Source organism: Streptomyces cynarae, assembly GCF_025642135.1.
Lineage (GTDB): Bacteria > Actinomycetota > Actinomycetes > Streptomycetales > Streptomycetaceae > Streptomyces > Streptomyces cynarae.
In genome coordinates, this window is record NZ_CP106793.1 from 1,424,090 (window position 1) to 1,449,193 (window position 25,104).

Below are 25,104 nucleotides of genomic sequence, written 5' to 3' on the forward strand. Positions count from 1 at the left end.
AGTACCCACGGTGAGGGGCGTTACTGCTGCTGGCGCTGCCTGCCGTGTTCGGCGTCCTGCCGGACGAGGAGGGCGAGCAGCTCGGCGACGGTCAGGCTGGCCTCCGCGGGGTGGCGCAGCGGCGTGCCCGGCTGGATGCGGTACGTGTTGCTGCGCCCCTCACGGGTGTGCGTGAGATAGCCGTCCTGCTCGAGATCGGCGATGATCTTCTGAACGGCGCGCTCCGTCAGTCGGCAGTGGGCCGCGATGTCACGGATGCGGACACTCTGGTCGTCGGCGATGGCCGCCAGCACGCGCGCGTGGTTGGTCAGGAACGTCCATCCAGTATGCGGCTCCCGCGGTCCACCCATGCATAGAGAGTAGGCCCCGCGATTCACGAATACAAAAAGGTGAATTCGAATTCGTGTATCTCTTGACACATGACCTGGGGCGGGCAGAGCCTGGCTAGGGGGTGCCCGGCAGTTCGCGCCGGGCACCCCCTGGGTCGGGGGACGCGGTTTGGGCGAGCTCGGGAGGCTGCCATGGACGAGTGCGTACTTCCCGAGCCCGCCAGCCCGGACGGCGGCGTCCGGGTGACCTGGGCACACCCGCCGCAGCACCTCCTGCCTCCCTGCCTGCGGGTCGAGACCCAGCAGGACGGGGACCGGGTGGCCGTGGTGGTGTCCGGTGAGCTGGACATCGACACCGAGCAGGCTCTGCAGGACGCCCTGCGGGAGGCCGTGCGGCGCTCGGTGAGAGGTGTCGACGTGGATCTCGGTGGTGTGGACTTCTGCGACTGCTCCGGCCTCAACGTGCTGCTGAGCGCCCGCCGCCAGGCCCTGGCGGACGCCAAGACGCTCACGCTCGGCCCGACCGGCCCCTCCGTGGACAGGCTCCTGTCGCTGACCGGCACCCGGGCCCTGTTCGACAGCTCCTCCACCGCCGGTACGGCCGCGGGAGACGGCCAGGGCGGGCGGATCCCGCAGCTGCACGGTCCTCCGCGGCGGGAGGAGCGACCCGAGGACACCGACCGGAACCCGCACATCGCCCCGGACCTGGCCCCCGACCGGGACCTGGACCCGGCGAGCGAGCGGGACCTGCACATCGAGCTGGTGCAGCTCAGGCGGGCCATGCAGACGCGGCCGGTGATCGACCTGGCCCGGGGGGTGCTGATGGCGTCCTTCGCGCTGACCCCGCAGGACGCCTGGGACGTCCTGGTCACCGTCTCCCAGAAGACCAACACGAAGCTGCACAACGTCGCCGAGGACCTGGTGGCGGCCGTCAACGGCGACGCCCCGCCCGGCCCCCTGCGCGAGATGCTGGCGGCCGCGGTCGCCGCGGTCAAGGAGCCCTCGGGCGCGCGTCCCGCGGACTGAGCTCCACCGCGCGGTGGGGTGCAGTTCGAGGTGTTGCGGTTCACCCGCCCGGGTGCACGCCCCGGGGTGCCACCACCCGTCGGCGGTACGCGCACCGCCTCCGGAACAGCAGCAGGGTAAGCCTTCCACCATGACCTTCAAGAGTCCCGCCCACCGCGGCGGCCCCAAGCGCGGGATGTTCGAGGAACTGGCGGAGAGAGCCTCCAACTTGACGAGCTCCCCGCTCTTCTTCCTGATCTGCCTGGCCTTCGTCGGCTTCTTCGTCGCCGCGCACGCCGCACACCTGCCCCTGGAGCTGCTCCTGCTCGCCGGGGAGTCGATGACCGCGGTCACCCTTCTGCTCCTCGCCCTGCTCAAGAACTCGGAGATGCGGGCGGAGCACGCCATCCAGCGCAAGCTCGACGCCATCGCACGCGCCCTGCTGGACATGAACGAGGACAGGGACAGCCGTGCCCTGAGGGAGCTCAAGGAGTCGATCCGCATGGAGGAAGAGACATAAAATGGCATTCACCGATATGACGGGAGTGAGCCGATATGACCGACCGAGAGCATGGCCGGTACGCGGACGGCTCCGGCCACCTCAGGGACATGACCGAGGAAACCCTCGGCGCCCAGGAACAGGCACGCCAGGAGCGTCAGCACCGGCTCGAGCAGCAGAGCGGCCGTCGGGCGGACGACGAGTCCACCTACCCGGAGCTCTTCGACCAGGGAGACGACGACTATCTGTGAGGGCCGTTCCCGGGGTGTGACCCTGGCTGCGGCCCCTTTCCCGCTCCGACCGCTTCCTCAGCACTCGATGACGTTGACCGCGAGGCCGCCACGGGCGGTCTCCTTGTACTTGACCTTCATGTCGGCTCCGGTCTCCTTCATCGTCTTGATGACCTTGTCGAGGGAGACGTGGTGCCGGCCGTCGCCGCGCAGGGCCATCCGGGCGGCTGTCACGGCCTTGACCGCCGCCATGCCGTTGCGCTCGATGCAGGGGATCTGGACCAGGCCGCCGACCGGGTCGCAGGTCAGGCCGAGGTTGTGCTCCATGCCGATCTCGGCGGCGTTCTCCACCTGCTCCGGGCTGCCGCCCAGTACCTCGGCGAGGCCGCCGGCGGCCATCGAGCAGGCCGAGCCGACCTCGCCCTGGCAGCCGACCTCGGCGCCGGAGATCGACGCGTTCTCCTTGAAGAGCAGGCCGATGGCGCCCGCCGCGAGCAGGAAGCGGACGATCCCGTCCTCGTCGGCGCCCGGCACGAAGGTGAGGTAGTAGTGCAGCACGGCGGGGATGATGCCCGCCGCGCCGTTGGTCGGGGCGGTGACGACCCGGCCGCCTGCGGCGTTCTCCTCGTTCACCGCCATGGCGTACAGGGTCACCCACTCCATCGCGCGGGCCGCGGGGTCGCCCTCGCTGCGCAGCGCCCGGGCCGCCGCCGCGGCCCGCCGGCGGACCTTGAGGCCACCGGGGAGGATGCCCTCGCGGGACAGGCCGCGGGAGACACAGCCCTCCATGACGCGCCAGATGTCCAGCAGACCCGCACGGATCTCCTCCTCAGTGCGCCAGGCCTTCTCGTTCTCCAGCATCAGCGCGGAGATCGACAGGCCGGTCTCCCGGGAGAGCCGCAGCAGCTCGTCCCCCGTGCGGAACGGGTGGGGCAGCGCCGTCTCGTCGAGCTTGATCCGGTCCGCCCCGACGGCGTCCTCGTCGACCACGAAGCCACCGCCGACCGAGTAGTACGTCTTCTCCAGCAGCGGCAGTCCGTCGGCGTCGTAGGCGAAGAGGATCATGCCGTTGGCGTGGTACGGCAGCGCGCGCCGACGGTGCAGGACCAGTTGGTTCGAGACGTCGAAGTCGATCTCGTGGGCGGCGCCGATCTCGGCACCGAGGAGGCGAATGCGCCCGGTGGCGCGGATCCGCTCGACGTCCAGTTCGGCCTGGGCGACGTCGACCGTGTGCGGCTCGTTGCCCTCCAGGCCGAGCAGCACGGCCTTGGGAGTGCCGTGGCCGTGCCCGGTGGCACCGAGCGAGCCGAACAGCTCCGCCCGCACCGCGGCGGTCTGGGCGAGCAGGCCGTCCTTCTTCAGCCGGGCGGCGAACATCCCGGCCGCGCGCATCGGGCCGACGGTGTGCGAGCTGGACGGGCCGATGCCGATGGAGAACAGGTCGAAGACGCTGATTGCCACGCCGTACTCCGTGGGGTGGGAGAGGCGTGCCGAGCATGTCACTGGCGCGCCGTGCGGGAGGTTGTCGGTTACAGGCCTGGGTGGAGCGGGTGCCGGTGCGAACGCATGCCGCGGCGGTGCCGGGCCGCCCGCTCCTGACGGCCTGGCACCGCCAGGTCACCCTCACGGCCCTGCCGCGCCGCTCAGCCGTATTCCACGGCCGCGTCCAGCAGCCAGTCCGTCAGGTAGCCGGCGAAGGAGGAGCGCACCAGTACCCAGAAGCCGGCCCTGGCTTCGTCGCGGGCGACCAGGACGACCTGCGTGCGCGCCAGCGTCGTCTGGGCACAGCGACCGGGGCCGAAGGCGCGCGGGTGCAGGTCCAGCGCGCAGCCGTGGGACAGCAGGTCGCGGGCGCGGGGTCCGGCGATCAGGAGGGTGGTGCGCTGGGCGGAGACGTCGGCGACGGAGACGGGTTCGTCCCCGGCCGCCGCACGGATCCGGCCCTCCAGCTCCCGCTGCGTTCCGGGCGGGGCCACCAGCAGCCATTCGTCGGGACCGAGCCACACCGCGGTCAGGTCGCCGGCCCGTACCACGGTGTTCGGCTCCAGGGGCAGCTGGAACCCCAGGGCGAGACCCACGGCGTCCGCCGCCGGGCTCTTGGCGTCGAGGCGGACGTTCACCTGGGCCAGGAAGGGGAGTTCGGCCAGGCGGACCGCGCCCCCGGAGGAGCGCGTCGCGGCGGCCAGGCGGTCGGCGGCGTGCGCCAGGGGCTGCGCTGCCGTGCGGTCAGGGCGGTGTCAGCCATCGCGGCGGGCTCCCTCGGGGTCGTAGAGGACGGGGTTGGCGACGGTCACCGGGACCAGTCGGTCGCCGACCGGCGCGTAGAGGCGTTCCCCGATGCGGTCGCGGCCGCCCTTGATCAGGGCGAGTGCGAAGGTCCGCCCGAGCGCCGCGCTGCGGTAGCTGGAGGTGACGTGACCGAGCATCGGGACGGGCGGGGCGGGCAGTTCGCTGTCGGCGACCAGGTGGGTGCCCTCGGGGAGGAAGGCGGCCGGATCCTCGGGGAGGAGGCCGACGAGGTGCTTGCGGTCGGGGCGGACGGTGTCGGCGCGAGCGTAGGAGCGCTTGCCGATGAAGTCCGGCTTCTTCTTCGACACAGCCCAGCTCATGCCGAGGTCCTGCGGGGTGACCGTCCCGTCGGTGTCCTGGCCGATGATCGGGTAGCCCTTCTCGGCGCGCAGAACGTGCATGGTCTCGGTGCCGTACGGGGTGATGCCGTACGCGGCGCCGGCCTCGTACAGCGCCTCCCACAGGGCGAGGGCGTCCCAGGGCGACACGTTGATCTCGTAGGCGAGTTCGCCGGAGAAGCTGATCCGGCACACGCGGGCGTCGATGCCGGCGACGGTCGTCCCACGCCACGCCATGAACGGGAAGTCGTCGTTGCCCACCGCCAGTCGGGGCGCGAGCGAACCCAGGACCTCACGGGAGCGGGGGCCGACGAGGGCCACGGTCGCCCACTGCTCGGTGACCGAGGTGCAGTGGACGCGCAGTTCGGGCCACTCGGTCTGGAGCCACTCCTCCATCCAGTCCAGGACGGCGGCCGCGTTGCCGGTGGTCGTGGTGACCAGGAAGCGGTCCTGCGCGAGCCGGATGACCGTGCCGTCGTCGAAGACCATGCCGTCCAGGCGGCACATCACGCCGTAGCGGATCATGCCGACCTTCAGCGTGCTCATCATGTTGGTGTAGAGCCGGTCGAGGAAGAGCGCGGCGTCCGGGCCCTGTACGTCGATCTTGCCGAGGGTGGAGGCGTCCATGAAGGCGACGCCCTCGCGGGCGGCGCGGCACTCGCGCAGTACGGCGGTCTCCATGTCCTCGCCGTCCTGCGGGTAGTACCAGGGCCGCTTCCACTGGCCGACGTTCTCGAAGAGCGCGCCGTGCTCCACATGCCAGGCGTGCAGGGCGGTGGTGCGGATCGGGTCGTGCAGCGGACCGCGGTCGCGGCCGGCGAGGGTGGCGAAGGAGACGGGGGTGAACGGCGGCCGGAACGTGGGCAGGCCGAGCGCCGAGATGTCCACACCGAGGAGTTCGGCGACGACGCCGCTCGCCAGGACCCCGGCCGTCCTGCCCTGGTCGCCCCCGGTGCCGGCCGTGGTGTAGCGCTTGGTGTGCTCCACCGAGCGCAGGCCCGCACCCGTGGCGCGCGCCAGGTCATCGACGGTCACGTCGCGTTGGAGGTCGACGAAACGGGGGGCGCCGGTGGAGGTGGGGATGGTGAAGACCTGCATGGGCGGGGTGTGCGGCTGGGCGGCCACGGCCGGGAGGGCCGGCGCCTCGGCGGGGTAGCCCTCCGCCTCGACCGCGCGGGTGCCGGCCGCCGCGCCCTGCGCGAGTGCCGTGGCGAGGTCGAAGGCCCCGTTCGCGCTGCCCGCGACCTCCACCGCCTGACGGCAGCTGTCGGGGACGAACGTGCCGAGTGCCTCGTCGTGGCGGAGCTTGCCGCCCGCCTGGCTGAACAGGTGCGCGACCGGGTTCCAGCCGCCGGAGACCAGGAGCAGGTCGACGGCGAACTCCCTTTGTCCGGCGGACTCCCCGTACGGGGCGACCGTCACGGCGGTGAGGCGGGCCCCGCCCTCCGTGCCCGTGACGGCGTGTCCGGCCAGCACCTCGATCCCGGCGGAGCGGGCACGCTCGGCCCATTCCCCCGGCTCGGGCCGGGTGTCGACGATCGCCGCGATGCCCACTCCGGCCGCCGCCAGGTCGAGCGCGGCGGCGTAGGCGCTGTCGTTGGTGGTGAACACGACCGCGTGACGGCCGGGCAGAACAGCGTACTTGTGGAGGTACGTCCGGGCCGAGGCGGCCAGCATCACGCCGGGGCGGTCGTTGTCGCCGAACGCCAGCGAACGCTCGTGGGCGCCGGTCGCGAGCACCACCCGGCGGGCGCGGATGCGCCAGACGCGCTCGCGGGAGACGTGGTCCGGGGCCTCGGCGCCGAGGTGGTTCGTGCGGCGCTCGACGGCGAGGAGGTGGTTGTCGTCGTAGTGGCCGAAGACGGTGGTGCGGCGCAGGACGCGCACCTCGGGAGCGGCCTCGAGTCGAGTGCGCGTCGCCCGCACCCAGTCGAGGTGTTCACCGGTGCCGAGCAGGCTGCCGCCGAGTTCGGGCTGGTCGTCGGCGAGGATGACGCGGGCGCCGCTGTTCGCCGCCACAGCGGCGGCGGCGAGGCCGGCGGGGCCCGCGCCGACGACCAGCAGGTCGCAGTGGGCGTGTACGGCGTCGTAGCGGGCCGGGTCGGGTTCGGTGGCGAGGCGGCCCTGGCCGGGGAGGCTGCTCGCGACGAGGCCGTCGTAGAGCTCGACGGTCGTGGCGGGAAGCATGGGCTCGGGGAAGGGGGCCTCGATCTGGACGACCGCGTTGGGTTCTTCGACGCCGGCCGAGAAGATGCCGCGGGGGCGGCCGAGTTTGATGCTGGTCGCTGCCGCGATCACGCCGTTGGCGAGGAGGGCGGAGGCGAGGGTGTCGCCGCGGTGGCCCTGGTATTCGGTGCCGTCGAAGGTGAAGGTGAGGGGCTCGTCGCGGTGGATCCGGCCGCGGGTAGGGAGGCGGAACGGCTGGTTGTTCTCCCCCGCCCCGCCCCTTCCCGCTGTATCCGATGTGCGGCTGCCGCCGCGTGGCAGGGGATCCGCACCCGGCCCCCCGGATCGCCCTTCGGGCTCGTCCTCAAGTTCTCCCGGACGGGCTGGTGATGCCGGACGTGACTCAGAAGTGACCGCAGCCACTGAAACGGCCCGCCTTGGCTCAGGAGTTGCCGGACGCGACTCGCCCACCTTGTAAACGGCCAGGATCTCGTTCGTCGCCGTGTCCCGTACCGCGTTGAACCACCTGCGGCACCCCGCCGCATGGCTCCACCGTTCGGCGAACGGGCCCTTCGGGTTGGCGCGGAAGAACAGGTAGCGCGCCCACTCCTCGTCGGTGAGGGCCGCGGGGTCCTCGGGGTAGGGCACATGGGCCTGGCCACCGTAGTGGAACTCGGCCTCGTCGCGGGGCCCGCACCACGGGCAGGAAATGAGCAGCATGGTTCGGCTCCCTAGTGGGCCACCGCGGCCGCGCCGTGCTCGTCGACGAGCGCGCCGGTGGTGAAACGGTCGAGCGAGAAGGGGGCGTTCAGGGGGTGGGGCGTGTCGTGGGCGATGGTGTGGGCGTAGACCCAGCCGACGCCCGGGGTGGCCTTGAAGCCGCCCGTTCCCCAGCCGCAGTTGAGGTAGAGGTTGTCGACCGGGGTGAGGCCGACGATGGGCGAGGCGTCCGGGCTGACGTCGACGATGCCGCCCCAGGTGCGCAGCACGTGGGCCCGGGCGAAGACCGGGAAGAGTTCCAGGGCGGCGGACATCTGCTCCTCGATGATGTGGAACGCGCCGCGCTGGGTGTAGGAGTTGTACGCGTCGATGCCGGCGCCCATCACCAGCTCGCCCTTGTGGGCCTGGCTGACGTACACGTGGACGGCGTTGGACATGACCACCGTGGGGTGGACCGGTTCCAGGAGTTCGGAGACCAGGGCCTGCAACGGGTGGCTCTGGAGCGGGAGTTCGATGCCGGCCATGGCGGCGAGGACCGAGGTGTGACCGGCGGAGCACAGGGCCACCTTGCCCGCCGCGATCGGGCCGAGCGTGGTCTGCACGCCGACCACCCGGCCGCCGACCACGTCGAGGCCGGTGACCTCGCAGTTCTGGATGATGTCGATGCCGGCCGCGTCCGCGGAACGGGCGAAGCCCCAGGCCACGTAGTCGTGCTTGGCGATGCCGGCGCGCGGCTGGTAGGTGCCGCCGAGGACGGGGTAGCGCACGTCGGGTGAGGTGTTGACGATCGGGCAGACCTCTTTCACCGCCTGCGCGTCGAGCCACTCGGCGTCGACGCCGTTGAGCCGGTTGGCCTCGACGCGGCGCACGCTGTCGCGGACGTCCTGCAGGCTGTGCGCGAGGTTCAGCACGCCGCGCTGGGAGAAGAGGATCGGGTAGTCGAGCTCCTCCTCCAGTCCTTCCCAGAGTTTGAGGGCGTGCTCGTAGATGCCGGCGCTCTCGTCCCACAGGTAGTTGGAGCGGATGATCGTGGTGTTGCGGGCCATGTTGCCGCCCGCGAGCCAGCCCTTCTCCAGGACCGCGACGTTGGTGATGCCGTGGTTCTTCGCCAGGTAGTGGGCGGTGGCCAGACCGTGTCCGCCGCCGCCCACGATCACCACGTCGTACGACCGCCTGGGCTCGGGGGTGCGCCACAGCCAGTCGGGGTGGTCGGGGAGGTCGGCGCCGGGGGTGCGGGGGCTCATCGGACGTCTCCTGAAGGACCGGAAAGGTGCGGGTAGAGCGGGTGTTTGGCGGCCAGGGCCGCTGTGCGGGCGCGCAGCGCGGCCACGTCCGGCTCGGACTGGAGGGCGAGCGCGATGACGTCGGCGACCTCCGTGAAGTCCTCCTCGGTGAAGCCGCGGGTGGCGAGCGCCGGAGTGCCGATGCGCAGGCCGGAGGTGACCATGGGCGGGCGCGGGTCGAAGGGGACGGCGTTGCGGTTGACGGTGATGCCGATCTCGTGCAGCAGGTCCTCGGCGCGCCTGCCGTCGAGTTCGGACTCACGCAGGTCGACGAGGACGAGGTGGACGTCCGTGCCGCCCGTCAGCACCTTCACTCCGGCGGCGGCCGCGTCGGGCCGGGTGAGGCGCTCGGCGAGGATGCGGGCGCCGGCCAGTGTGCGGGCCTGGCGCTCGGCGAACTCGGGCGAGGCGGCGACCTTGAAGGAGACCGCCTTCGCGGCGATGACGTGCTCCAGGGGGCCGCCCTGCATGCCGGGGAACACCGCCGAGTTGATCTTCTTGGCGAGGTCGGCGTCGTTGGTCAGGATCACTCCGCCGCGGGGACCGCCGAGCGTCTTGTGCGTGGTGGTGGTGACCACGTGCGCGTGCGGGACGGGGCTGGGGTGCAGTCCGGCGGCGACCAGGCCCGCGAAGTGCGCCATGTCGACCATGAGGAGGGCACCGACCTCGTCGGCGATGCGGCGGAAGGCCGTGAAGTCCAGCTGCCTGGGGTACGCCGACCAGCCCGCGATGATCATCTTGGGTCGGTGTTCCTTGGCGAGCCGCTCCACCTCGTCCATGTCGACGAGGTTGTCCGCCTCGGAGACGTGGTACGGCACGACATTGAGCATCTTGCCGCTGTAGTTGATGCGCATGCCGTGGGTGAGGTGACCGCCGTGTGCGAGGTCGAGACCGAGGATGGTGTCGCCCGGCTGGAGCAGGGCGAAGAAGACCGCCGTGTTCGCCTGTGCGCCCGAGTGGGGCTGGACGTTGGCGAAGCCCGCGCCGAACAGGGACTTGACGCGCTCGATGGCCAGGCGTTCGGTGACGTCGACGTGTTCGCAGCCGCCGTAGTAGCGGCGGCCGGGGTAGCCCTCCGCGTACTTGTTGGTCGCGACCGAGCCCTGGGCCTCCATGACGGCGGAAGGCGCGAAGTTCTCGGAGGCGATCATCTCGAGGGTGGACTGCTGCCGGTGCAGCTCGGCGGCGAGGGCGGCGTGGACCTCGGGGTCCAGCTCCGCCAGGGGGGTGTTCAGCGCGTTCATACGGTGTTCGCGTTCCTCTCGGCGGCCTCGACGACGTTGGCGAGCAGCATCGCCCGGGTCATGGGGCCCACTCCCCCGGGCATCGGCGCGAGCCATCCGGCGACCTGGGCGGCCTCCGGGTGGACGTCGCCGACGAGCCCGTGCTCGGTGCGGGTGATGCCGACGTCCAGGACGGCCGCGCCGGGGCGCAGCATGTCCTTGGTGATCAGTCCGGGCGAGCCGGCCGCGGCGACGACGATGTCCGCCTCGCGCACGTGCCAGGCCAGGCCCTTGGTTCCGGTGTGGCACAGGGTCACGGTGGCGTTCTCGGACCTTCGGGTGAGCAGGAGCCCGATCGGCCGTCCGACCGTGATGCCCCGGCCGATCACGCACACGCGCGCTCCGGCGAGCGGGACCTCGTACCGGCGGAGCAGCTCGACGATGCCGCGCGGGGTGCAGGGCAGAGGGGCGTCGACGCCGAGGACGAGCCGGCCGAGGTTGACGGGGTGCAGTCCGTCGGCGTCCTTGGCGGGGTCCATGCGCTCCAGTACGGCGCCCGAGTCCAGGTGGCGCGGGAGCGGGAGTTGGACGATGTAGCCGGTGCAGGCGGGGTCGGCGTTGAGTTCGTCGATGACGTCCTCGACCTGCTGCTGGGTCGCGTCGGCAGGCAGCTCGCGGCGGAGGGAGGCGACTCCGATCTGCGCGCAGTCGCGGTGCTTCCCGGCGACATAGGCGTGGCTGCCCGGGTCGTCGCCGACCAGGACGGTGCCGAGACCGGGCGGGCGGCCGGTCGCGGCGGTCGACTTGGCCACTCGTTCGGCGAGTTCGCGACGGATGGCGGCTGCGGTCGCCTTGCCGTCGAGCAGTTGTGCGGTCACCGGCGATACCTCTTCCCCACGGTCAGCCACGAAGTCGGGACATGGTCGGGTCGAACAGGGGCTCCTCGGCGACGACCGCCTCGACGCGCTGGTCGAAGTAGCCGATGTGGACCGTGGTGCCGGGGGTGGCGAGCTCGGCAGGCAGCCAGGCGTAGGCGATGCCCTTGCCGATCGTGTAGCCGTAGGCCGCGCTGGTGACGTAGCCGACGGCGTGGTCGCCGTCGTACACCGGCTCCTTGCCCATGACGACCGAGTGCGGGTCGTCGATGGTGAGACAGGTCAGCTTCCGCCGTACGTCCGCCTTGCGGCGCTCCAGCGCGGCCTTGCCGATGAAGTCGCCCTTGTCGAGCTTGACGGCGAAGCCGACGCCGGCCTCGTAGGGATCGTGCTCGTAGGTCATGTCGGTGCCGAAGGAGCGGTAGCCCTTCTCCAGGCGCAGGCTGTTGAAGGCGCCGCGGCCGGCGACGATGCCGCCCAGGGGTTCCGCCGCCGCCCACAGGGTGTCCCACAGCTTCTGGCCCAGGTCGGCGGTGGTGTACAGCTCCCAGCCCAGCTCGCCGACGTAACTCAGGCGCATCGCGGTGACGGGGACGGAGCCGATGTGGGCGCGCTTGGCGCGGAAGTACTTCAGGCCGTCGCCCGAGAAGTCCTCGTCGGTGAGGGGCTGGAGCACCTTGCGCGCCAGCGGGCCCCACAGGCCGATGCAGCAGGTGCCGGCGGTGATGTCGCGGACCTGGACCGTGCCGTCGGCGGGGAGATGGCGGGTGAACCAGTCGAGGTCCAGGTTGCCGTTGGCGCCGACCTGGAAGAGGTCGCGGGCCAGGCGGGCGACGGTGATGTCGCTGCGGATGCCGCCGTCGTGGTCCAACAGCAGGGTGTACGTCACCGAGCCGACGGACTTGGCGACCTTGCCGGTGACGAGGCCCTCCAGGAAGTCGGCGGCGCCCGGGCCGCTCACCTCCAGGCGCTTGAGGGCCGTCATGTCGTACAGGGCGACCGTCTCCCGGGTGACCTGGGCCTCGGCGCCGACGATGGGCGACCAGTACTGCGCGGCCCAGTCGTTGGGCGTCGGGATGGAGCGGCCTTCGACCAGATGCGCGTTGGACTCGTACCACTGGGGGCGCTCCCAGCCGTTCGCCTCCAGGAAGAACGCGCCGTGTTCCTGCTGGCGGGCGTAGAAGGGGCTGGTGCGGATCGGGCGCGGCTCACCCGAGGGCTGGAGGGGGTGGAGGATGTCGTAGACCTCGACGAAGTTCCGGCAGTCCCGGGCCAGGACGTACTCCGGGGAGAGCTGGTGCGGCTCGAAGCGGTTGACGTCGCACTCGTGCAGGTCGAAGGAGGAGCAGTAACCGTCGACCAGCCACTCGGCGACGGCCCGCCCGACGCCCGCGGAGTGGGTGACCCACACGGCCTCGGCCACCCAGAAGCCCTTGACGTCCTGGGACTCGCCGAGGAGCGGGTAGCCGTCGGTGGTGAAGGAGAACAGGCCGTTGATGCCCTCCTCGACCTTGGCCTCGCGGGTCGCGGGGAGCAGGGACCGGGTCTCGGTCCAGGCGTCCTCGAAGTCCTCCTCGGTGAACTTCAGGACCGAGGGCATCTCCTCGGCCTCGTCCACGGAGAGGATGTCGTCGGCGGAGACGGGCATGGGGCGGTGGCCGTAGTAACCGATGCCGATGCCGTCGAATCGGTCGCGGTAGTAGAGGTCGGCGTCCTGGTGGCGCAGGATCGGGCGGACCGCTTCCTCGGTCTGGCCGGCGAGGGCGGGAATCGGGCCGGTCCAGGCGAGCTGGTGGGCGAGCGGGGTGAGCGGCAGGTTCATCCCGACCATGCGGGCGATCTTCGGGCCCCAGATGCCGGCGCAGCACACGACGACGTCGGCGGGGATCTCACCCTGGTCGGTCAGCACGCCGGTCACCCGGCCCTCGCTCTGCCGCACGTCGAGGACTTCGTGTCGGGCGAGGAAGCGGACGCCGCGCCCGGTGGCCCGGCGGATCTGCGCCTCGACGGCGAGGACGGCCTTGGCGAGGCCGTCGGTGGGGACCAGGAGCCCTCCGAGGATCTTGTCGCGGTCGACCAGCGGGTGCTGCTCCACGCACTCGTCGGCGGTCAGCAGGCGCGCCTCGATTCCCCAGGAGGTGATCCAGCCGTGGCGGCGGTGGAGTTCGGCGAGGCGCTCGGGCGTCGTCGCCACTTCCAGGCCGCCGACCTGGAGGAAGCAGGGCTTGCCGTCGACGTCCAGGGAGCAGAACTTCTCGACCGTGTAGCGGGCCAGCTCCGTCATGGTCTTGGAGGGGTTCGTCTGGAAGACGAGGCCCGGGGCGTGCGAGGAGGATCCCCCGGTGGCCGGGAGGGGGCCCTGGTCGACCACGGTCACCTCGGTCCAGCCGCGTGCGGAGATCTCGTCGGCGAGGGCCGCTCCCACGACGCCCGCTCCGATGATGACCACTCGGGGTCCCGCCATCGCCCAACCTCCGAACTTGAAACCGGTTCAGTTGCTGTCTGCGCAACTCGATTCAGGCTGCGCAACTCAATGTGCCTGCCGTCGAGGAGGGGTGTCAAGGGGTGCGTGACGTCGGAAAACAGCCCGAAACACGGCAACGCCCGGCGGGCGGTGCGCACCTGAACGCACCGCCCGCCGGGCGTGTTCGACCTGCTCGTCCGGGCTCGGCTACTTCAGCCAGGCCTCGACCTTGTCGCGGTTGGCGTCGACCCACTTCTTGGCCGCCGCGTCGTCCGACATCTTGTCCACCGCGATGTACTTGGCCACGGTGTTCTGGTCGTCGTTCGTCCAGTTGAAGTTCTTCACCAGGTTGTACGCGGGGCCGGCGGACTTCGCGAAGCTCGCGCTGACGATCTTGTCCAGGTTGTAGACCGGGTAGTCGCACGCCACCTTCGCCGCGTCGGCGTCACAGCCCGTCTTGTACGCCGGCAGGTTGACCTTGACCAGCGGCACCTCGGACATGAACCACTGCGGCTCGTAGAAGTAGCCGATCATCCACTGCTTGTTCTTCTCGGCGGTCCGGAACGCCTGGATGAGCGCGGTCTCACTGCCCGCGTACACCACCTTGAAGTTCAGCTTGAGGTTCTTCACCAGCGCCGCGTCGTTGGTGACGTAGGACGGGTCGCCGTCGAGCAGCTGTCCCTTGCCGCCCGACTCGGAGGTCTTGAACTTGTCGGCGTACTTGTCGAGGTTCTTCCAGTCGGTGATGTCCGGGTGGGCCTTGGCCAGCCACGGCGGCACGAACCAGCCGATGATGCCCTTGTTGCCCGTCTGCCCGGCCTCGACGGCGGTCTTCTGCTCGGTGATGTACTTCTTCTTCAGATCGTCGTGGCCCCAGTTCTCCAGGACGGCGTCGACCTCGCCGGTCCCGAAGCCCTGCCAGGCGATCTCCTCCTTCAGGTCCTTCTTGTTGACCGTACAGCCGAGGTCGTGCTGAGCGACGTACGCGACGACCGCCGCGTCCGCCTCGTAGCCCACCCACGGGTTGACGGCCAGGTTGAACGTGCCGCACTTGCCGCCGGAGGACTTCGAGCCCGCGGAGGAGCTGTCGCCGACCTTCGCCCCTGCGCACGCCGTGAGGGTGAGGCCGAGGACGGCCAGGCCGGCCGCGCCGGCTCGCCAGTGTCTTGCCATGGTGTCGTGCTCCTTATGCCCTGGTGCGTCGTGCCGCAGCCTGAGTGATCCGGTCGAACATGACTCCGAGCAGTACGATGGCGAGCCCCGCCGCCAGCCCCTTGCCGTACAGCTCTCCCTGCGAGAATCCGGCCACGACGTCGTAGCCGAGGGCGCCGGCCCCTACCAGGCCGCCCACCACAACCATCGACAGCACGTAGATCAGCCCCTGGTTGGTCGCGAGAGTCAGGGCGCTGCGTGCCATCGGCAGCTGAACCTTGGTGATGATCTGCCAGGTGTTGCACCCGGCCGAGGTGGCCGCCTCCACCGTGGACTCGGACACGTTCCGCACACCGTCCGCGATGATCTTGATGGCGACGGGCGCCGCGTACACGACGGCCGCGACGATCGCGGTGAAGCGGGTGGCACCGAAGAGGGCCAGGAACGGCACGAGATAGACGAACGGCGGCATCACCTGTGCGGCGTCCAGGGTGGGCCGCACCAGCCGGTCCACGAGCAGGCTGCGTCCCATCCACACGCCGAAGACGACACCGAGCAGCATGACCAGCACCGTGGCCACGGCGGTCGAGGCGAGGGTCGTCATGCTGTCCGACCACAGGCCCGTGCCGACGAGCAGCCCGACGCACACGGCGGCCGTCACCCCGGCGCGCCAGCCGCCGAGCACCGCGCCGAGCGCGACCAGGGTGACGCCGACGAGCCACCACGGGGAGTCGGTGAGCAGCGTCTGGAAGGGATTGAGCAGGCCATTGGTGATGATGTCCCGAAGTGCGTTGGTCAGGCCCGAGAGATGGTCCTGCAGCCAGGTGGTCGTGGTGTCGGCCGCGCTCGCGATGTGACTGCCGGTGCTGCCGTTGCCGGGGAACTCGGCCGCCCAGACGTAGGTGTGGGACAGATAGACCAGGACCGCGGCCGTGATCCCGCCGGCCACCAGCAGCGGCCGGCGCCACTTGAGGAACCGGCCGCCCGTGCGGCGGGCCGCCTCGGTGCGTGCGGCAGCGGCCGTGGTGACCCGGTCGAGGACGATGGCCATGACGACGATGGCGAGGCCGGCGTTGAAGGCGGTCCCGACGTCGAGCGACTGCAGGGCCTGGACGACCGTCTTGCCGAGCCCGGGCGCGTCGATCAGGGCGGCGATGGTCACCATGGCCAGAGCGGCCATGATCGTCTGGTTGACGCCCATGACCACGGTGCGCTTGGACATCGGCAGCAGCACTTTGAGCAGTTGCTGCGACCGCGTCGTGCCGAGCGAGTCCGCCGCCTCGACGGTGGTCTCGGGCACGGAGCGGATGGCGTGCGCGGTGATGCGGATGGCGGGCGGTGCCGCGTAGATCACCGTGGTGATCACGGCGGACGCCCCGCCGATGAGGAAGATCAGGGTCAGCGGGGCGAGGTAGACGAAGGTCGGCATCGTCTGCATGAAGTCCAGGAAGGGCGTCATGATCCGGTTGAACCGGTCGGAGAGACCGGCCCACACGCCGAGGGGGATGCCGATGACCAGCGCCACGACGACCGCCGACAGGGTCAGCGCCAGCGTGTCCATGCTCTCCTGCCACAGCCCCTGCAGCCCGAAGAACGTGAAACCGGCCACGGCCAGCAGGGCGACCCGCCAGTTGCCCACGGCCCAGGAGACGTAGCCGGTGAGGCCGACGACGCCGAGCCAGCCGATCTGCGGGACCGGGCGGCCGCCGGTCGGCTGCGAGATCAGGGACTGGACGAAGGTCACCAGGTTGTCGATGACCAGGCGGATCTCGTTGAAGAAGTACAGGAAGAGCGGGTTGGAGTTGCGGTTGGCCCCGATGCTGTCGTTGACGTCGTTCAACCAGCGGTGCAGAGCGGTGAGATCGGCCGCGGCGAGGGACAGCGTCTGCCGGCCGCGCAGCACGGCGAACAGCACCACCCAGACGATCAGGATCCCCGCCACCACCGTGGGACGGCTGACCCTTCTGCGTACGGTCGCGACCGGCGCGGCCGCGTCGGCGGCGACGGCCATCACACACCGCCTTCCTGCCCGGCGACGACGGAGAGGATCTCCTCGTCGCCGACGATGCCGAGCAGCTTGCCGCCCTCGACCACCTTGACCGGCTTCTCGGCCGCCAGCACCGCCCGGGTTGCTTCGCGCACCACGACGTCCGGGCCCAGCTCGGGGCCGTCTAGTGCGTCGTCGGGCTGAGCGGGGCGCATGATCCAGCGCAGGGTGAGGACGTCGCCGCGCGGCACGTCCTTGACGAAGTCCCGTACGTAGTCGTCGGCGGGGGCGCCGACGAGTTCGTCGCCGGTGCCGCACTGGACCATCTTGCCGTCGCGCATGATCAGGATGCGGTCGCCCAGCTTCAGGGCCTCGGAGAGGTCGTGGGTGATGAACACCATGGTCTTGCCGACCTCGTGGTGCAGGCGGATGACCTCGCTCTGCATGTCGCGGCGGATCAGCGGGTCGAGGGCGGAGAACGGCTCGTCGAAGAAGAGGACGTCGGGGTCGCCCGCGAGGGCACGGGCGAGGCCTACGCGCTGCTGCATGCCGCCGGAGAGCTGGTCTGGATAGGAGTTCTCGTATCCGGCCAGGCCCACCAGCTCCACGACCTCCAGAGCGCGCCTGGTCCGCTCGGCCTTGCCCATGCCCCGGATCTCCAGGCCGAACGCCACGTTGTCGACGACCCTGCGGTGCGGCAGCAGGCCGAAGTGCTGGAAGACCATGGAGAACTTGCTGCGCCGCATGTCCCGCAGCCGCTTGGCGTCGGCGCCGCGGATGTCCTCGCCCTCGAAGACCACCTCCCCGGCGGTGGGTTCGATCAGCCGGGTCAGACATCGCACCAGGGTGGACTTTCCGGAGCCGGACAGGCCCATGACGACGAAGACCTCGCCGGGTGACACGTCGAAGTTCACGTCGCGGACGGCGGCGGTGCACCCGGTGCGGTCCATGAGCTCGCGGCGGGTCAGCCCGCACAGTTCCTCGGAGTCCGGCACCTGGTCGGCCTTCGGCCCGAACACCTTCCACAGCCGGCGCACGGAGATGACCGGGGTCCGGTCCTGGGGGTCCTGGGACGTGCCGCGCCGCTGCGACACCTCGGTCTGTGTGGGGGTCACGATCGACCTCTTTTCGGCGTTCAGCCGCGGAACCAGTGCTGCGGCCGGGGTTGGATGTTCTGCCAGACGTGCTTTGGCTCTCGGTATTCGTCGAGTCCGGTCGGTCCCAGCTCCCGGCCGACGCCCGAGTGCCCGAAGCCACCCCATTCCGCTTGCGGCACATAGGGGTGGTAGTCGTTGATCCAGACCGTGCCGTGGCGCAGCCGGCGAGCGACCCGCTGGGCCTTGCCCGCGTCCTGCGTCCAGACGGCGCCCGCGAGTCCGTACTCCGTGTCGTTGGCGATGCGGACGGCGTCGTCCTCGTCACGGAAGCGCTCGACGGTGAGCACGGGGCCGAAGGACTCCTCGTGCACGACGCGCATGTCCTGCCGGCACTCGTCGAGGACGGTGGGCGGATAGTAGAAGCCGCCCGCCAGCGCGGGGTCGTCGGGGCGCTCGCCGCCGCAGCGCAGTACGGCACCCTCGGCGAGCCCTGCGGCGACATACGCCTCGACCTTCTCCAGGTGCTGTGCCGAGATCAGCGCCCCGGTCTCGGCCTCTGGGTCGAACGGGCCGCCGAGCCGGATGAGCCGGGCGCGGCGCACGATCTCGTCGACGAAGGCGTCGTGCAGGGAGTCCTCGACGATCAGGCGGGCGCCGGCCGAGCAGACCTGGCCGGAGTGCAGGAAGACGGCGGTGAGCGCGAAGTCGACCGCCGTGTCGAAGTCGGCGTCGGCGAAGACCACGTTGGGGTTCTTGCCACCGAGTTCCAGGGCGACCTTCTTCACCGTCGCGGCGGCGGTGGCCATGATGCGGCGCCCGGTCTCAAGGCCCCCGGTGAAGGACACCATGTCGACGTCCGGGTGCTCCGACAGGGGCGCCCCGGCCTCCGCTCCGGCACCCAGGACGAGGTTGGCCGCGCCGGCCGGGAGCCCGGCCTCCTCGAGCGCCTTCATCAGCAGGATCGAGGTGGAGGGCGTGAGCTCGCTGGGCTTGAGCACGATGGTGTTGCCCGCGAGGAGTGCCGGGGCGACCTTCCAGGACGCCTGGAGCAGCGGGTAGTTCCAGGGGGTGATCAGTCCGCAGACGCCGACGGGTTCGTAGGTGACCCGGCTGAGGGCGTCGTCGCGGCCGGTGTCGACCACCCGGCCGGCGCTGGTGCCGGCGATGCCGCCGTAGTAGCGGAAGCAGGAGACGACGTCGGCGATGTCGTACTCGCTCTCGACCAGGCGCTTGCCGGTGTCGAGCGACTCGGCACGGGCGAACTCCTTGGCGTCGCGCTCGAGGATGTCGGCGGTGCGCAGCAGCAGGGCGCCGCGCTCGCGCTCGGGGGTGCGCGGCCAGGGCCTTCGTCGAAGGCGCGCCGGGCCGCGGCGATCGCGGCCTCGGTGTCGGCGCGTGTCCCCTCGGACACGGTCGCGACCGGCGTGCCGTCGGCGGGACAGCGGATCTCCCGGTGACCTCCGGCCACCGCCTCGCGCCATTCTCCGTCCACATACAGGTCTGCCACGCGCGGAGCCCTTCGACCGTTTCGTTGCGCATCGCGCATCGAATTGCTTGTGGGGGAACCCTGACCGAAGGGCCGACGTACGTCAAGAGGTCCCGTCGTTTTCACAAGAGCGGAACGTCCCCCGTCTTGACCGCCGACCGCCTTCGCCCCAACTATGTTGCGTATTGCTCATCGCGTTGTGCATTACGCATCAGACGGAGGCCTGCGCATGTCCCCTCGACCGCAACCCGGCGACGAGTACGTCCTCACCTTCTCCTGCCCGGACAGGGCCGGACTGGTCCATGCCGTGAGTGGCTTCCTGGTCAGGAACTCGGGCAACATCCTCCAGAGCCAGCAGTTCGACGACCGCCTTCAGGACCGTTTCTTCATGAGGGTCCACTTCAATGTGTCCGATCCGGACATCACCCTGGAACATCTGCGTTACCGCTTCGGCCCCGTCGCCGAGGCCCACGGCATCTCCTGGAGCCTCCAGGACGCCGCGACGCCGACGCGGACGCTGATCATGGTCTCGAAGTTCGGTCACTGCCTCAACGACCTGCTCTTCCGCCGCCGCACCGGCGCCCTCAACATCGAGATCCCGGCCATCGTCTCCAACCACCGGGACTTCGAGGCCCTGGCGGAGACCTACGGCATCCCCTTCCACCACGTCCCGGTGACCAAGGAGACCAAGCCCGAGGCCGAGGCGCGCCTGCTGGAGCTGGTGCGGGAGCTGGACGTCGACCTCGTGGTCCTGGCCCGCTACATGCAGGTGCTCTCCGACGACCTGTGCAAGGAGCTGGAGGGCCGTGCCATCAACATCCACCACTCCTTCCTGCCGAGCTTCAAGGGCGCGAAGCCCTACCAGCAGGCGTACGAGCGCGGCGTGAAGCTGGTCGGCGCGACGGCCCACTATGTGACGCCGGACCTGGACGAGGGCCAGATCATCGAGCAGGACGTGGTCCGGGTGGACCACTCCCTCGACCCCGACGAACTCGTCACGGTCGGCCGCGACGTGGAGGCCCAGGTCCTGGCCCGCGCGGTGAAGTGGCACACCGAGAGCCGCGTGATGGTGGACGGCAGCCGCACCGTGGTCTTCCGCTGAGGCACCCCTGCCGATCGGGCGGGGCCGGAACCACCGGGGTTCCGGCCCCGCCCGATGTTCGTACACGGCTGTTGTGCACGGCTGTCCGGTGTATTCGGCTGTCCGGTGTATTCGGCTGTCCGATGTATACGGCTGTCCGGGCTCAGCCGAGCCTTTCGAGCAGTGCGCGGCGCCAGCGCTCGGTCTCCGCGATCTGGTTGAAGGTGAACAGGTGCAGGCCCGCCACGCCCGCCGAGGGCTCCGTGAGCGTCTCCGCCGCGCGCGTGAGCAGTCTCTCCGGCGCGTACCCGCCCGGCGTCGCGAACCGCAGGAACCACGACGGGTGCCGGCTCAGGAAGCGCGTCGACTCCCCCACCCCGATCTTCGTCGCCATGGACAGCAGCTTCGCCCGCTGCACCGGCCCGGCGACCCCCACGTACACGGGCAGCGTGACGTCCCGGCGTCTTATCCGGGCGATCCAGTCGCCGAGCAGGCGCGGGTCGAAGCACAGGTTGCTGACGATGTACGTGGCGTGCGCGCGCTTGTCCCACATCGCCTGGATGGTGATGTCGTCGTCGATGAGCGGATGGCTCTCCGGATAGCCGGTGATCCCCATGTGCGCGAAGGGTCTGCCCAGCTCGCCCAGCCTGCGCAGCACCGGCAGGGCCCCGTCGTACGGCCCGGCCGGCGGATCGGCGTCCCCCGCCGGCACGAACACGTCGTCGACACCCGCCGCACGCAGCCGCTCGACGACGTCCTTCAGGTGCGTGTCGTCCCGCAGCAGCCGTGCGGGCACGTGCGGGACGACGCGGAAGCCGTGCGCGGTGAGCCGCTCGGTGAGGGCGAGGGTCGGCTCCAGGCCCTTGACCGGCGACGCCGTAACCGTGACCACGACGTCGCGCGGGACATGGGCGAGGACCTTCTCCTCGGTCGCCTTCGCCGGCAGCACCTCGTAGCGGACGCGGTCGAGCAGCGCCCGCAGGGCCTCGGCGCCCAAGGCCTACCCGGCCTGCTTCTGGGCGTCGCGGTGCCGGTAGTAGGCGGCCTTGGAGGGCGTCAGCGGCTCCCTGCCGAGGATGAGGTCGGCCGCCTTCTCGGCGATCATCATCACCGGGGCGTAGATGTTGCCGTTGGTGACGTACGGCATCACCGAGGCGTCCACCACGCGCAGCCCCTCCAGGCCGTGCACCTTCATGCTCAGCGGGTCGACGACGGACATGTCGTCGGTGCCCATCTTGCAGGTGCACGAGGGGTGCAGGGCGGTCTCGCCCTCCTTGGCGACCCAGGCGAGGATCTCCTCGTCGGTCTCGACGGAGGGTCCGGGCGAGATCTCGCCGCCGTTGTAGGGGGCGAGTGCGGACTGGTTGAGGATCTGGCGGGCGACGCGGATGGCCTCGACCCACTCGCGGCGGTCCTGCTCGGTGGACAGGTAGTTGAAGCGCAGGGCGGGGTGCTCGCGCGGGTCCTTGCTCTTGATCTTCACGGAGCCGATGGCGTCGGAGTACATGGGCCCGACGTGCACCTGGTAGCCGTGGCCGCCGGCCGGTGAGGAGCCGTCGTAGCGGACCGCGACGGGCAGGAAGTGGAACATCAGGTTGGGGTACTCGACGTCCTCGTTGCTGCGGGCGAAACCGCCGGCCTCGAAGTGGTTGGTGGCCGCCGGGCCCTTGCGGAACAGCCACTGCAGCCCGATGAAGGGGGCGCGCCACTTCGCCATGTACGGCTGCATGGAGACGGGCTGCTTGCAGGCGTACTGGACGTACACCTCCAGGTGGTCCTGCATGTTCTCGCCGACACCCGGCAGGTCGTGGACGACGTCGATGCCGAGGGCGGACAGCTCGGCGGCGTTGCCGACGCCGGAGAGCTGGAGCAGCTGCGGGGAGTTGATGGCGCCGCCGCACAGGATGACCTCACCGGCCCTGACCTGCTGGGGCGCGCCGCGGCCGTGCCGGTACTCGACGCCGACGGCGCGCTCGCCCTCGAAGAGGACACGGGTGACGAAGGCGCGGGTCCTCACCGTGAGGTTCGGCCGCTTCATCGCGGGCTTGAGGTACGCCTTGGAGGCCGACAGCCGACGCCCGCGGTGGACATTGCGGTCGAACTTGGCGAAACCCTCCTGCCGATAGCCGTTGACGTCGTCCGTGGGGGCGTAGCCCGCCTCCTGGGTGGCCTTGAGGAAGGCGGTGAACAGCGGGTTGGTCGCCGGTCCGCGTTCGAGGACGAGGGGGCCGTCGTGGCCGCGGAACTCGTCGTCGGGGTCGGCCGCGAGACAGTTCTCCATCCGCCGGAAGTACGGCAGGCAGTGCGCGTAGTCCCAGGTCTCCATGCCGGGGTCGGCGGCCCAGCGCTCGTAGTCCATCGGGTTGCCGCGCTGGAAGATCATGCCGTTGATGCTGCTGGAGCCGCCCAGCACCTTGCCGCGGGCGTGGTAGATGCGCCGGCCGCCCATGTGGGGTTCGGGCTCGGACTCGTACTTCCAGTCGTAGAAGCGGCTGCCTATCGGGTAGGTCAGCGCCGCGGGCATGTGGATGAACACGTCCCAGGGGTAGTCGGAGCGGCCCGCCTCCAGCACGAGCACCCGGTTTCCGGGGTCGGCCGAGAGCCGGTTCGCCAGTGCGCTGCCGGCTGATCCACCGCCGACGATGACGAAGTCGTAATGCAGGGGAGCCATGGTGCCTCGTCTCGCTCGCTCGCGCCGTCGATACGCGGGGCATGCTAGTACGGGTATCGCTATACGCACTAGGTTGCGGAACGCGCAACTTGCAAGGTCTTCGTTTCGCGGGGGTTACTTGCATGGTCGTTGTTTACTGCGCGTATAGTTTCACCATGAGCAACTTCAGTCCGGATACCGAAACGAACGGTTCACAGGCCGGCGGGGTGCAGTCCGTCGACCGCGCCATCAGTGTGCTCGAGATCCTGGCCCAACGCGGCGAGGCGGGCGTCAGCGAGGTGGCCGCCGAGATCGATGTCCACAAGTCCACCGCGTTCCGGCTGCTCGGCGCCCTCGAGGCGCGCGGTCTGGTGGAGCAGTCGGGCGAGCGCGGCAAGTATCGGCTCGGCTTCGGCATCGTACGCCTGGCGGGCGCGGTCACGGGGCGCCTCGACCTCACCCAGCAGGGCCGTCCGGTGTGCGAGCGCCTCGCGGAGGAGATCGGCGAGACGGTCAACATCGCCGTCATGCAGGAGCACTACGCGATCAACCTGTACCAGGTGCGCGGTCCCGCAGCCGTCGCCGCGCACAACTGGGTCGGGGAGCTGACCCCGCTGCACGCCACCTCGAGCGGCAAGATCCTGCTGGCCCACCTGCCCGCCAAGGAGCGCGCCGCACTGCTGGCGGAGGCCGGACTGAAGAAGGTGACCCCCCACACGATCACCGCGAAGACGAAGCTGGAGAAGCACCTCGCGGAGGCCCGCGAGCGCGGCTACGCCTGGACGTTGGAGGAGCTGGAGATCGGACTGCACGCGATGGCGGCGCCGATCCGCGACCGCGAAGGCCAGGTCATCGCGTCGATCAGCGCCTCCGGGCCCTCGTACCGGTTCACCGAGGAGCGCATGCAAGAACTCGCTCCGGTGCTCCTCAAGGGCGCGGAGGAGATCAGCCACCGCATGGGTTACCTCGGCTGAGCGTGCCGGCGCGGGCGCGCCGGCCGCGGGCCCCCCGCCTCGCCGGGACTACTCCGGCTGCCGGGTGCCGAGGCGCTCGTGCACCCAGTCATGGAAGGCGCCGATGTGGTGCTCACTCGGCACGAGCACGCCGCCCTTGGCGTACAGCCGGGAGCTCATACCGGGCTGCGTGCGCTCACAGGCGTCGAAGTCCTGGCGGTTGACGCGATCGAAGAGCTCCACGGACCGGCTGACGTCCTTGCCGCTCTCCACCACGCCCGGCAGGTAGAGCCAGTCGCACTCGACGATCGTGCGGTCGACCGCCACCGGGTACATGCGGTGGAAGATCACATGGTCGGGCACCAGGTTGATGAAGACCTGCGGCTTGACGGTGATCGCGTAGTAGCGGCGGTCCTGCTCCTCGGAGACCCCGGGGATACGGTCCAGGCCCTCGGAGCCGTCGACCGTGAAGCCCTGGATCTCCTCGCCGAACTCGGCGCCGTGCCCGACGTAGTACTGAGCCGCGTAACCGTCCGCGAACTCGGGGAGCACCTCGGTCAGTTCGGGGTGGATCGTGGCGCAGTGGTAGCACTCCATGAAGTTCTCGATGATGAGCTTCCAGTTCGCCTTGACGTCGTAGACGATCCGCTTGCCCACCGCCAGGTTGTCGATGTCGTAGCGCTCGATCGACGCGATGTCGCCGAGGCGGGTGATCACCTCGCCGATGACGTCCTCCTCGAAGGAGGGCGGGTTCTCCGCGAGGCACACCCAGACGTAGCCGAGCCATTCGCGGACGGCCACGCTCACCAGGCCGTACTCGGTGCGGCCGACGTCGGGCATCTTCGTGAGGTTGGGCGCCGCGACGAGCTTGCCGTTCAGGTCGTAGGTCCACGCGTGGTACGGGCACTGGAAGGCGCGCTTGACCTCGCCGGTCTCCTCCGTGCAGAGCTTGGCGCCGCGGTGCCGGCAGACGTTGAAGTAGGCGCGTATGGAGTTGTCCCGGGCCCGGGTGACGAGGATGCTCTCGCGGCCCACGTCGACGGTGCGGAAGGCGCCGGGCTTGGGCAGCTCGGACGCCCGGGCGACGCAGAACCACATCGTCTCGAAGATGCGCTCCTGTTCCTGGGCGAAGATGCCGGGGTCCGTGTAGGAGGAGCCGGGGAGGGTGGCGATCAGGCTGTCCGGCAGGCTTGTCGAGGTCACGCTGCACTCCTCGGGAAACGTCGTGGAAGGGTCGGGCACGCGCCGGGAAGAGCGACTTCGGACGGCGTTGTGTA

At 70.3% G+C, this 25,104-nt stretch carries 18 protein-coding genes and 2 pseudogenes; 5 read left to right on the forward strand and 15 right to left on the reverse strand.

The genetic code is table 11. From position 1 onward, the window contains the following. Nucleotides 1–20: 20 nt before the first annotated feature. A complete protein-coding gene (locus N8I84_RS06720) occupies nucleotides 21–350 on the reverse strand; it encodes a helix-turn-helix transcriptional regulator (protein WP_263228693.1) in 330 nt (109 codons plus the stop codon). A gap of 171 nt (nucleotides 351–521) precedes the next feature. Here N8I84_RS06720 and N8I84_RS06725 point away from each other — a divergent pair, with 171 nt between their 5' ends. From N8I84_RS06725 to N8I84_RS06735, 3 genes are all read left to right on the forward strand, one after another. After that, nucleotides 522–1,355, forward strand: coding sequence for an anti-sigma factor antagonist (locus N8I84_RS06725; RefSeq protein WP_263228694.1), 834 nt, complete (start codon nucleotides 522–524; stop codon nucleotides 1,353–1,355). 130 nt (nucleotides 1,356–1,485) lie between these two features. Beyond that, complete coding sequence (locus N8I84_RS06730; protein WP_263228695.1) at nucleotides 1,486–1,854, forward strand: hypothetical protein; 369 nt, start codon at nucleotides 1,486–1,488, stop codon at nucleotides 1,852–1,854. Between the two features lie 35 nt (nucleotides 1,855–1,889). After that, on the forward strand, nucleotides 1,890–2,084 hold the full coding sequence (locus N8I84_RS06735; protein ID WP_200422067.1) for a hypothetical protein: 195 nt from the start codon (nucleotides 1,890–1,892) through the stop codon (nucleotides 2,082–2,084). A 57-nt stretch (nucleotides 2,085–2,141) separates the two neighbouring features. On the opposite strand, the gene N8I84_RS06740 is transcribed toward N8I84_RS06735, so the two are convergent. The 11 genes and pseudogenes from N8I84_RS06740 to N8I84_RS06790 all read right to left on the reverse strand — a co-directional run bounded on the left by N8I84_RS06740 (nucleotide 2,142) and on the right by N8I84_RS06790 (nucleotide 19,164). Beyond that, a complete protein-coding gene (locus N8I84_RS06740) occupies nucleotides 2,142–3,524 on the reverse strand; it encodes an L-serine ammonia-lyase (RefSeq protein WP_263228696.1) in 1,383 nt (460 codons plus the stop codon). Between the two features lie 182 nt (nucleotides 3,525–3,706). Next, nucleotides 3,707–4,308: pseudogene (locus N8I84_RS06745) on the reverse strand (sarcosine oxidase subunit gamma). Further along, complete coding sequence (locus tag N8I84_RS06750) at nucleotides 4,301–7,576, reverse strand: sarcosine oxidase subunit delta family protein (RefSeq protein ID WP_263228697.1); 3,276 nt, start codon at nucleotides 7,574–7,576, stop codon at nucleotides 4,301–4,303. Before N8I84_RS06750 ends, N8I84_RS06745 begins: the two are co-directional and overlap by 8 nt. A gap of 11 nt (nucleotides 7,577–7,587) precedes the next feature. After that, nucleotides 7,588–8,820 (reverse strand): sarcosine oxidase subunit beta family protein, encoded by a 1,233-nt coding sequence (locus N8I84_RS06755; RefSeq protein WP_263228698.1) that lies wholly within the window; start codon nucleotides 8,818–8,820, stop codon nucleotides 7,588–7,590. Beyond that, entirely contained in the window at nucleotides 8,817–10,103 is a 1,287-nt protein-coding gene (glyA, locus tag N8I84_RS06760) for a serine hydroxymethyltransferase (RefSeq protein ID WP_263228699.1), read from the reverse strand. Before glyA ends, N8I84_RS06755 begins: the two co-directional genes overlap by 4 nt. Then, the gene (locus tag N8I84_RS06765) at nucleotides 10,100–10,960 is read right to left on the reverse strand and encodes a bifunctional methylenetetrahydrofolate dehydrogenase/methenyltetrahydrofolate cyclohydrolase (RefSeq protein ID WP_263228700.1); all 861 of its coding nucleotides are present in this window, start codon (nucleotides 10,958–10,960) and stop codon (nucleotides 10,100–10,102) included. Before N8I84_RS06765 ends, glyA begins: the two co-directional genes overlap by 4 nt. Nucleotides 10,961–10,982: 22 nt before the next feature. Further along, entirely contained in the window at nucleotides 10,983–13,421 is a 2,439-nt protein-coding gene (locus tag N8I84_RS06770) for a GcvT family protein (protein WP_263228701.1), read from the reverse strand. Between the two features lie 207 nt (nucleotides 13,422–13,628). Beyond that, on the reverse strand, nucleotides 13,629–14,594 hold the full coding sequence (locus N8I84_RS06775) for an ABC transporter substrate-binding protein (protein ID WP_263228702.1): 966 nt from the start codon (nucleotides 14,592–14,594) through the stop codon (nucleotides 13,629–13,631). A gap of 13 nt (nucleotides 14,595–14,607) precedes the next feature. Next, the gene (locus N8I84_RS06780; protein ID WP_263228703.1) at nucleotides 14,608–16,584 is read right to left on the reverse strand and encodes an ABC transporter permease; all 1,977 of its coding nucleotides are present in this window, start codon (nucleotides 16,582–16,584) and stop codon (nucleotides 14,608–14,610) included. Then, entirely contained in the window at nucleotides 16,584–17,675 is a 1,092-nt protein-coding gene (locus tag N8I84_RS06785) for a quaternary amine ABC transporter ATP-binding protein (RefSeq protein ID WP_263228704.1), read from the reverse strand. Before N8I84_RS06785 ends, N8I84_RS06780 begins: the two co-directional genes overlap by 1 nt. Before the next feature lie 20 nt (nucleotides 17,676–17,695). Continuing rightward, a pseudogene (locus N8I84_RS06790) lies at nucleotides 17,696–19,164 on the reverse strand (aldehyde dehydrogenase family protein). 208 nt (nucleotides 19,165–19,372) lie between these two features. On the opposite strand from N8I84_RS06790, the gene purU reads away from it, so the two are divergent. Beyond that, nucleotides 19,373–20,245, forward strand: a complete 873-nt coding sequence (purU, locus tag N8I84_RS06795) for a formyltetrahydrofolate deformylase (RefSeq protein WP_263228705.1) — start codon at nucleotides 19,373–19,375, stop codon at nucleotides 20,243–20,245. A 142-nt stretch (nucleotides 20,246–20,387) separates the two neighbouring features. On the opposite strand, the gene N8I84_RS06800 is transcribed toward purU, so the two are convergent. Further along, nucleotides 20,388–21,221, reverse strand: a complete 834-nt coding sequence (locus N8I84_RS06800) for a methylenetetrahydrofolate reductase (protein WP_263228706.1) — start codon at nucleotides 21,219–21,221, stop codon at nucleotides 20,388–20,390. Between the two features lie 3 nt (nucleotides 21,222–21,224). Next, entirely contained in the window at nucleotides 21,225–22,895 is a 1,671-nt protein-coding gene (gene betA / locus N8I84_RS06805; protein WP_263228707.1) for a choline dehydrogenase, read from the reverse strand. Nucleotides 22,896–23,050: 155 nt separating this feature from the next. Here betA and N8I84_RS06810 point away from each other — a divergent pair, with 155 nt between their 5' ends. After that, a complete protein-coding gene (locus tag N8I84_RS06810; RefSeq protein WP_263228708.1) occupies nucleotides 23,051–23,848 on the forward strand; it encodes an IclR family transcriptional regulator in 798 nt (265 codons plus the stop codon). A gap of 48 nt (nucleotides 23,849–23,896) precedes the next feature. Here N8I84_RS06810 and N8I84_RS06815 read toward each other — a convergent pair whose 3' ends face one another. Further along, entirely contained in the window at nucleotides 23,897–25,030 is a 1,134-nt protein-coding gene (locus N8I84_RS06815; protein WP_263228709.1) for an aromatic ring-hydroxylating oxygenase subunit alpha, read from the reverse strand. Between the last annotated feature and the right edge of the window lie 74 nt (nucleotides 25,031–25,104).

Bases quoted from the DNA above. Each gene is read 5' to 3' on its own strand.
- N8I84_RS06720 (WP_263228693.1), bottom strand. From the start codon at position 350: ATGGGTGGACCGCGGGAGCCGCATACTGGATGGACGTTCCTGACCAAC.
- N8I84_RS06725 (WP_263228694.1), top strand. From the start codon at position 522: ATGGACGAGTGCGTACTTCCCGAGCCCGCCAGCCCGGACGGCGGCGTC.
- N8I84_RS06730 (WP_263228695.1), top strand. From the start codon at position 1,486: ATGACCTTCAAGAGTCCCGCCCACCGCGGCGGCCCCAAGCGCGGGATG.
- N8I84_RS06735 (WP_200422067.1), top strand. From the start codon at position 1,890: ATGACCGACCGAGAGCATGGCCGGTACGCGGACGGCTCCGGCCACCTC.
- N8I84_RS06750 (WP_263228697.1), bottom strand. From the start codon at position 7,576: ATGCTGCTCATTTCCTGCCCGTGGTGCGGGCCCCGCGACGAGGCCGAG.
- N8I84_RS06755 (WP_263228698.1), bottom strand. From the start codon at position 8,820: ATGAGCCCCCGCACCCCCGGCGCCGACCTCCCCGACCACCCCGACTGG.
- glyA (WP_263228699.1), bottom strand. From the start codon at position 10,103: ATGAACGCGCTGAACACCCCCCTGGCGGAGCTGGACCCCGAGGTCCAC.
- N8I84_RS06770 (WP_263228701.1), bottom strand. From the start codon at position 13,421: ATGGCGGGACCCCGAGTGGTCATCATCGGAGCGGGCGTCGTGGGAGCG.
- N8I84_RS06775 (WP_263228702.1), bottom strand. From the start codon at position 14,594: ATGGCAAGACACTGGCGAGCCGGCGCGGCCGGCCTGGCCGTCCTCGGC.
- N8I84_RS06780 (WP_263228703.1), bottom strand. From the start codon at position 16,584: ATGGCCGTCGCCGCCGACGCGGCCGCGCCGGTCGCGACCGTACGCAGA.
- purU (WP_263228705.1), top strand. From the start codon at position 19,373: ATGTCCCCTCGACCGCAACCCGGCGACGAGTACGTCCTCACCTTCTCC.
- betA (WP_263228707.1), bottom strand. From the start codon at position 22,895: ATGGCTCCCCTGCATTACGACTTCGTCATCGTCGGCGGTGGATCAGCC.
- N8I84_RS06810 (WP_263228708.1), top strand. From the start codon at position 23,051: ATGAGCAACTTCAGTCCGGATACCGAAACGAACGGTTCACAGGCCGGC.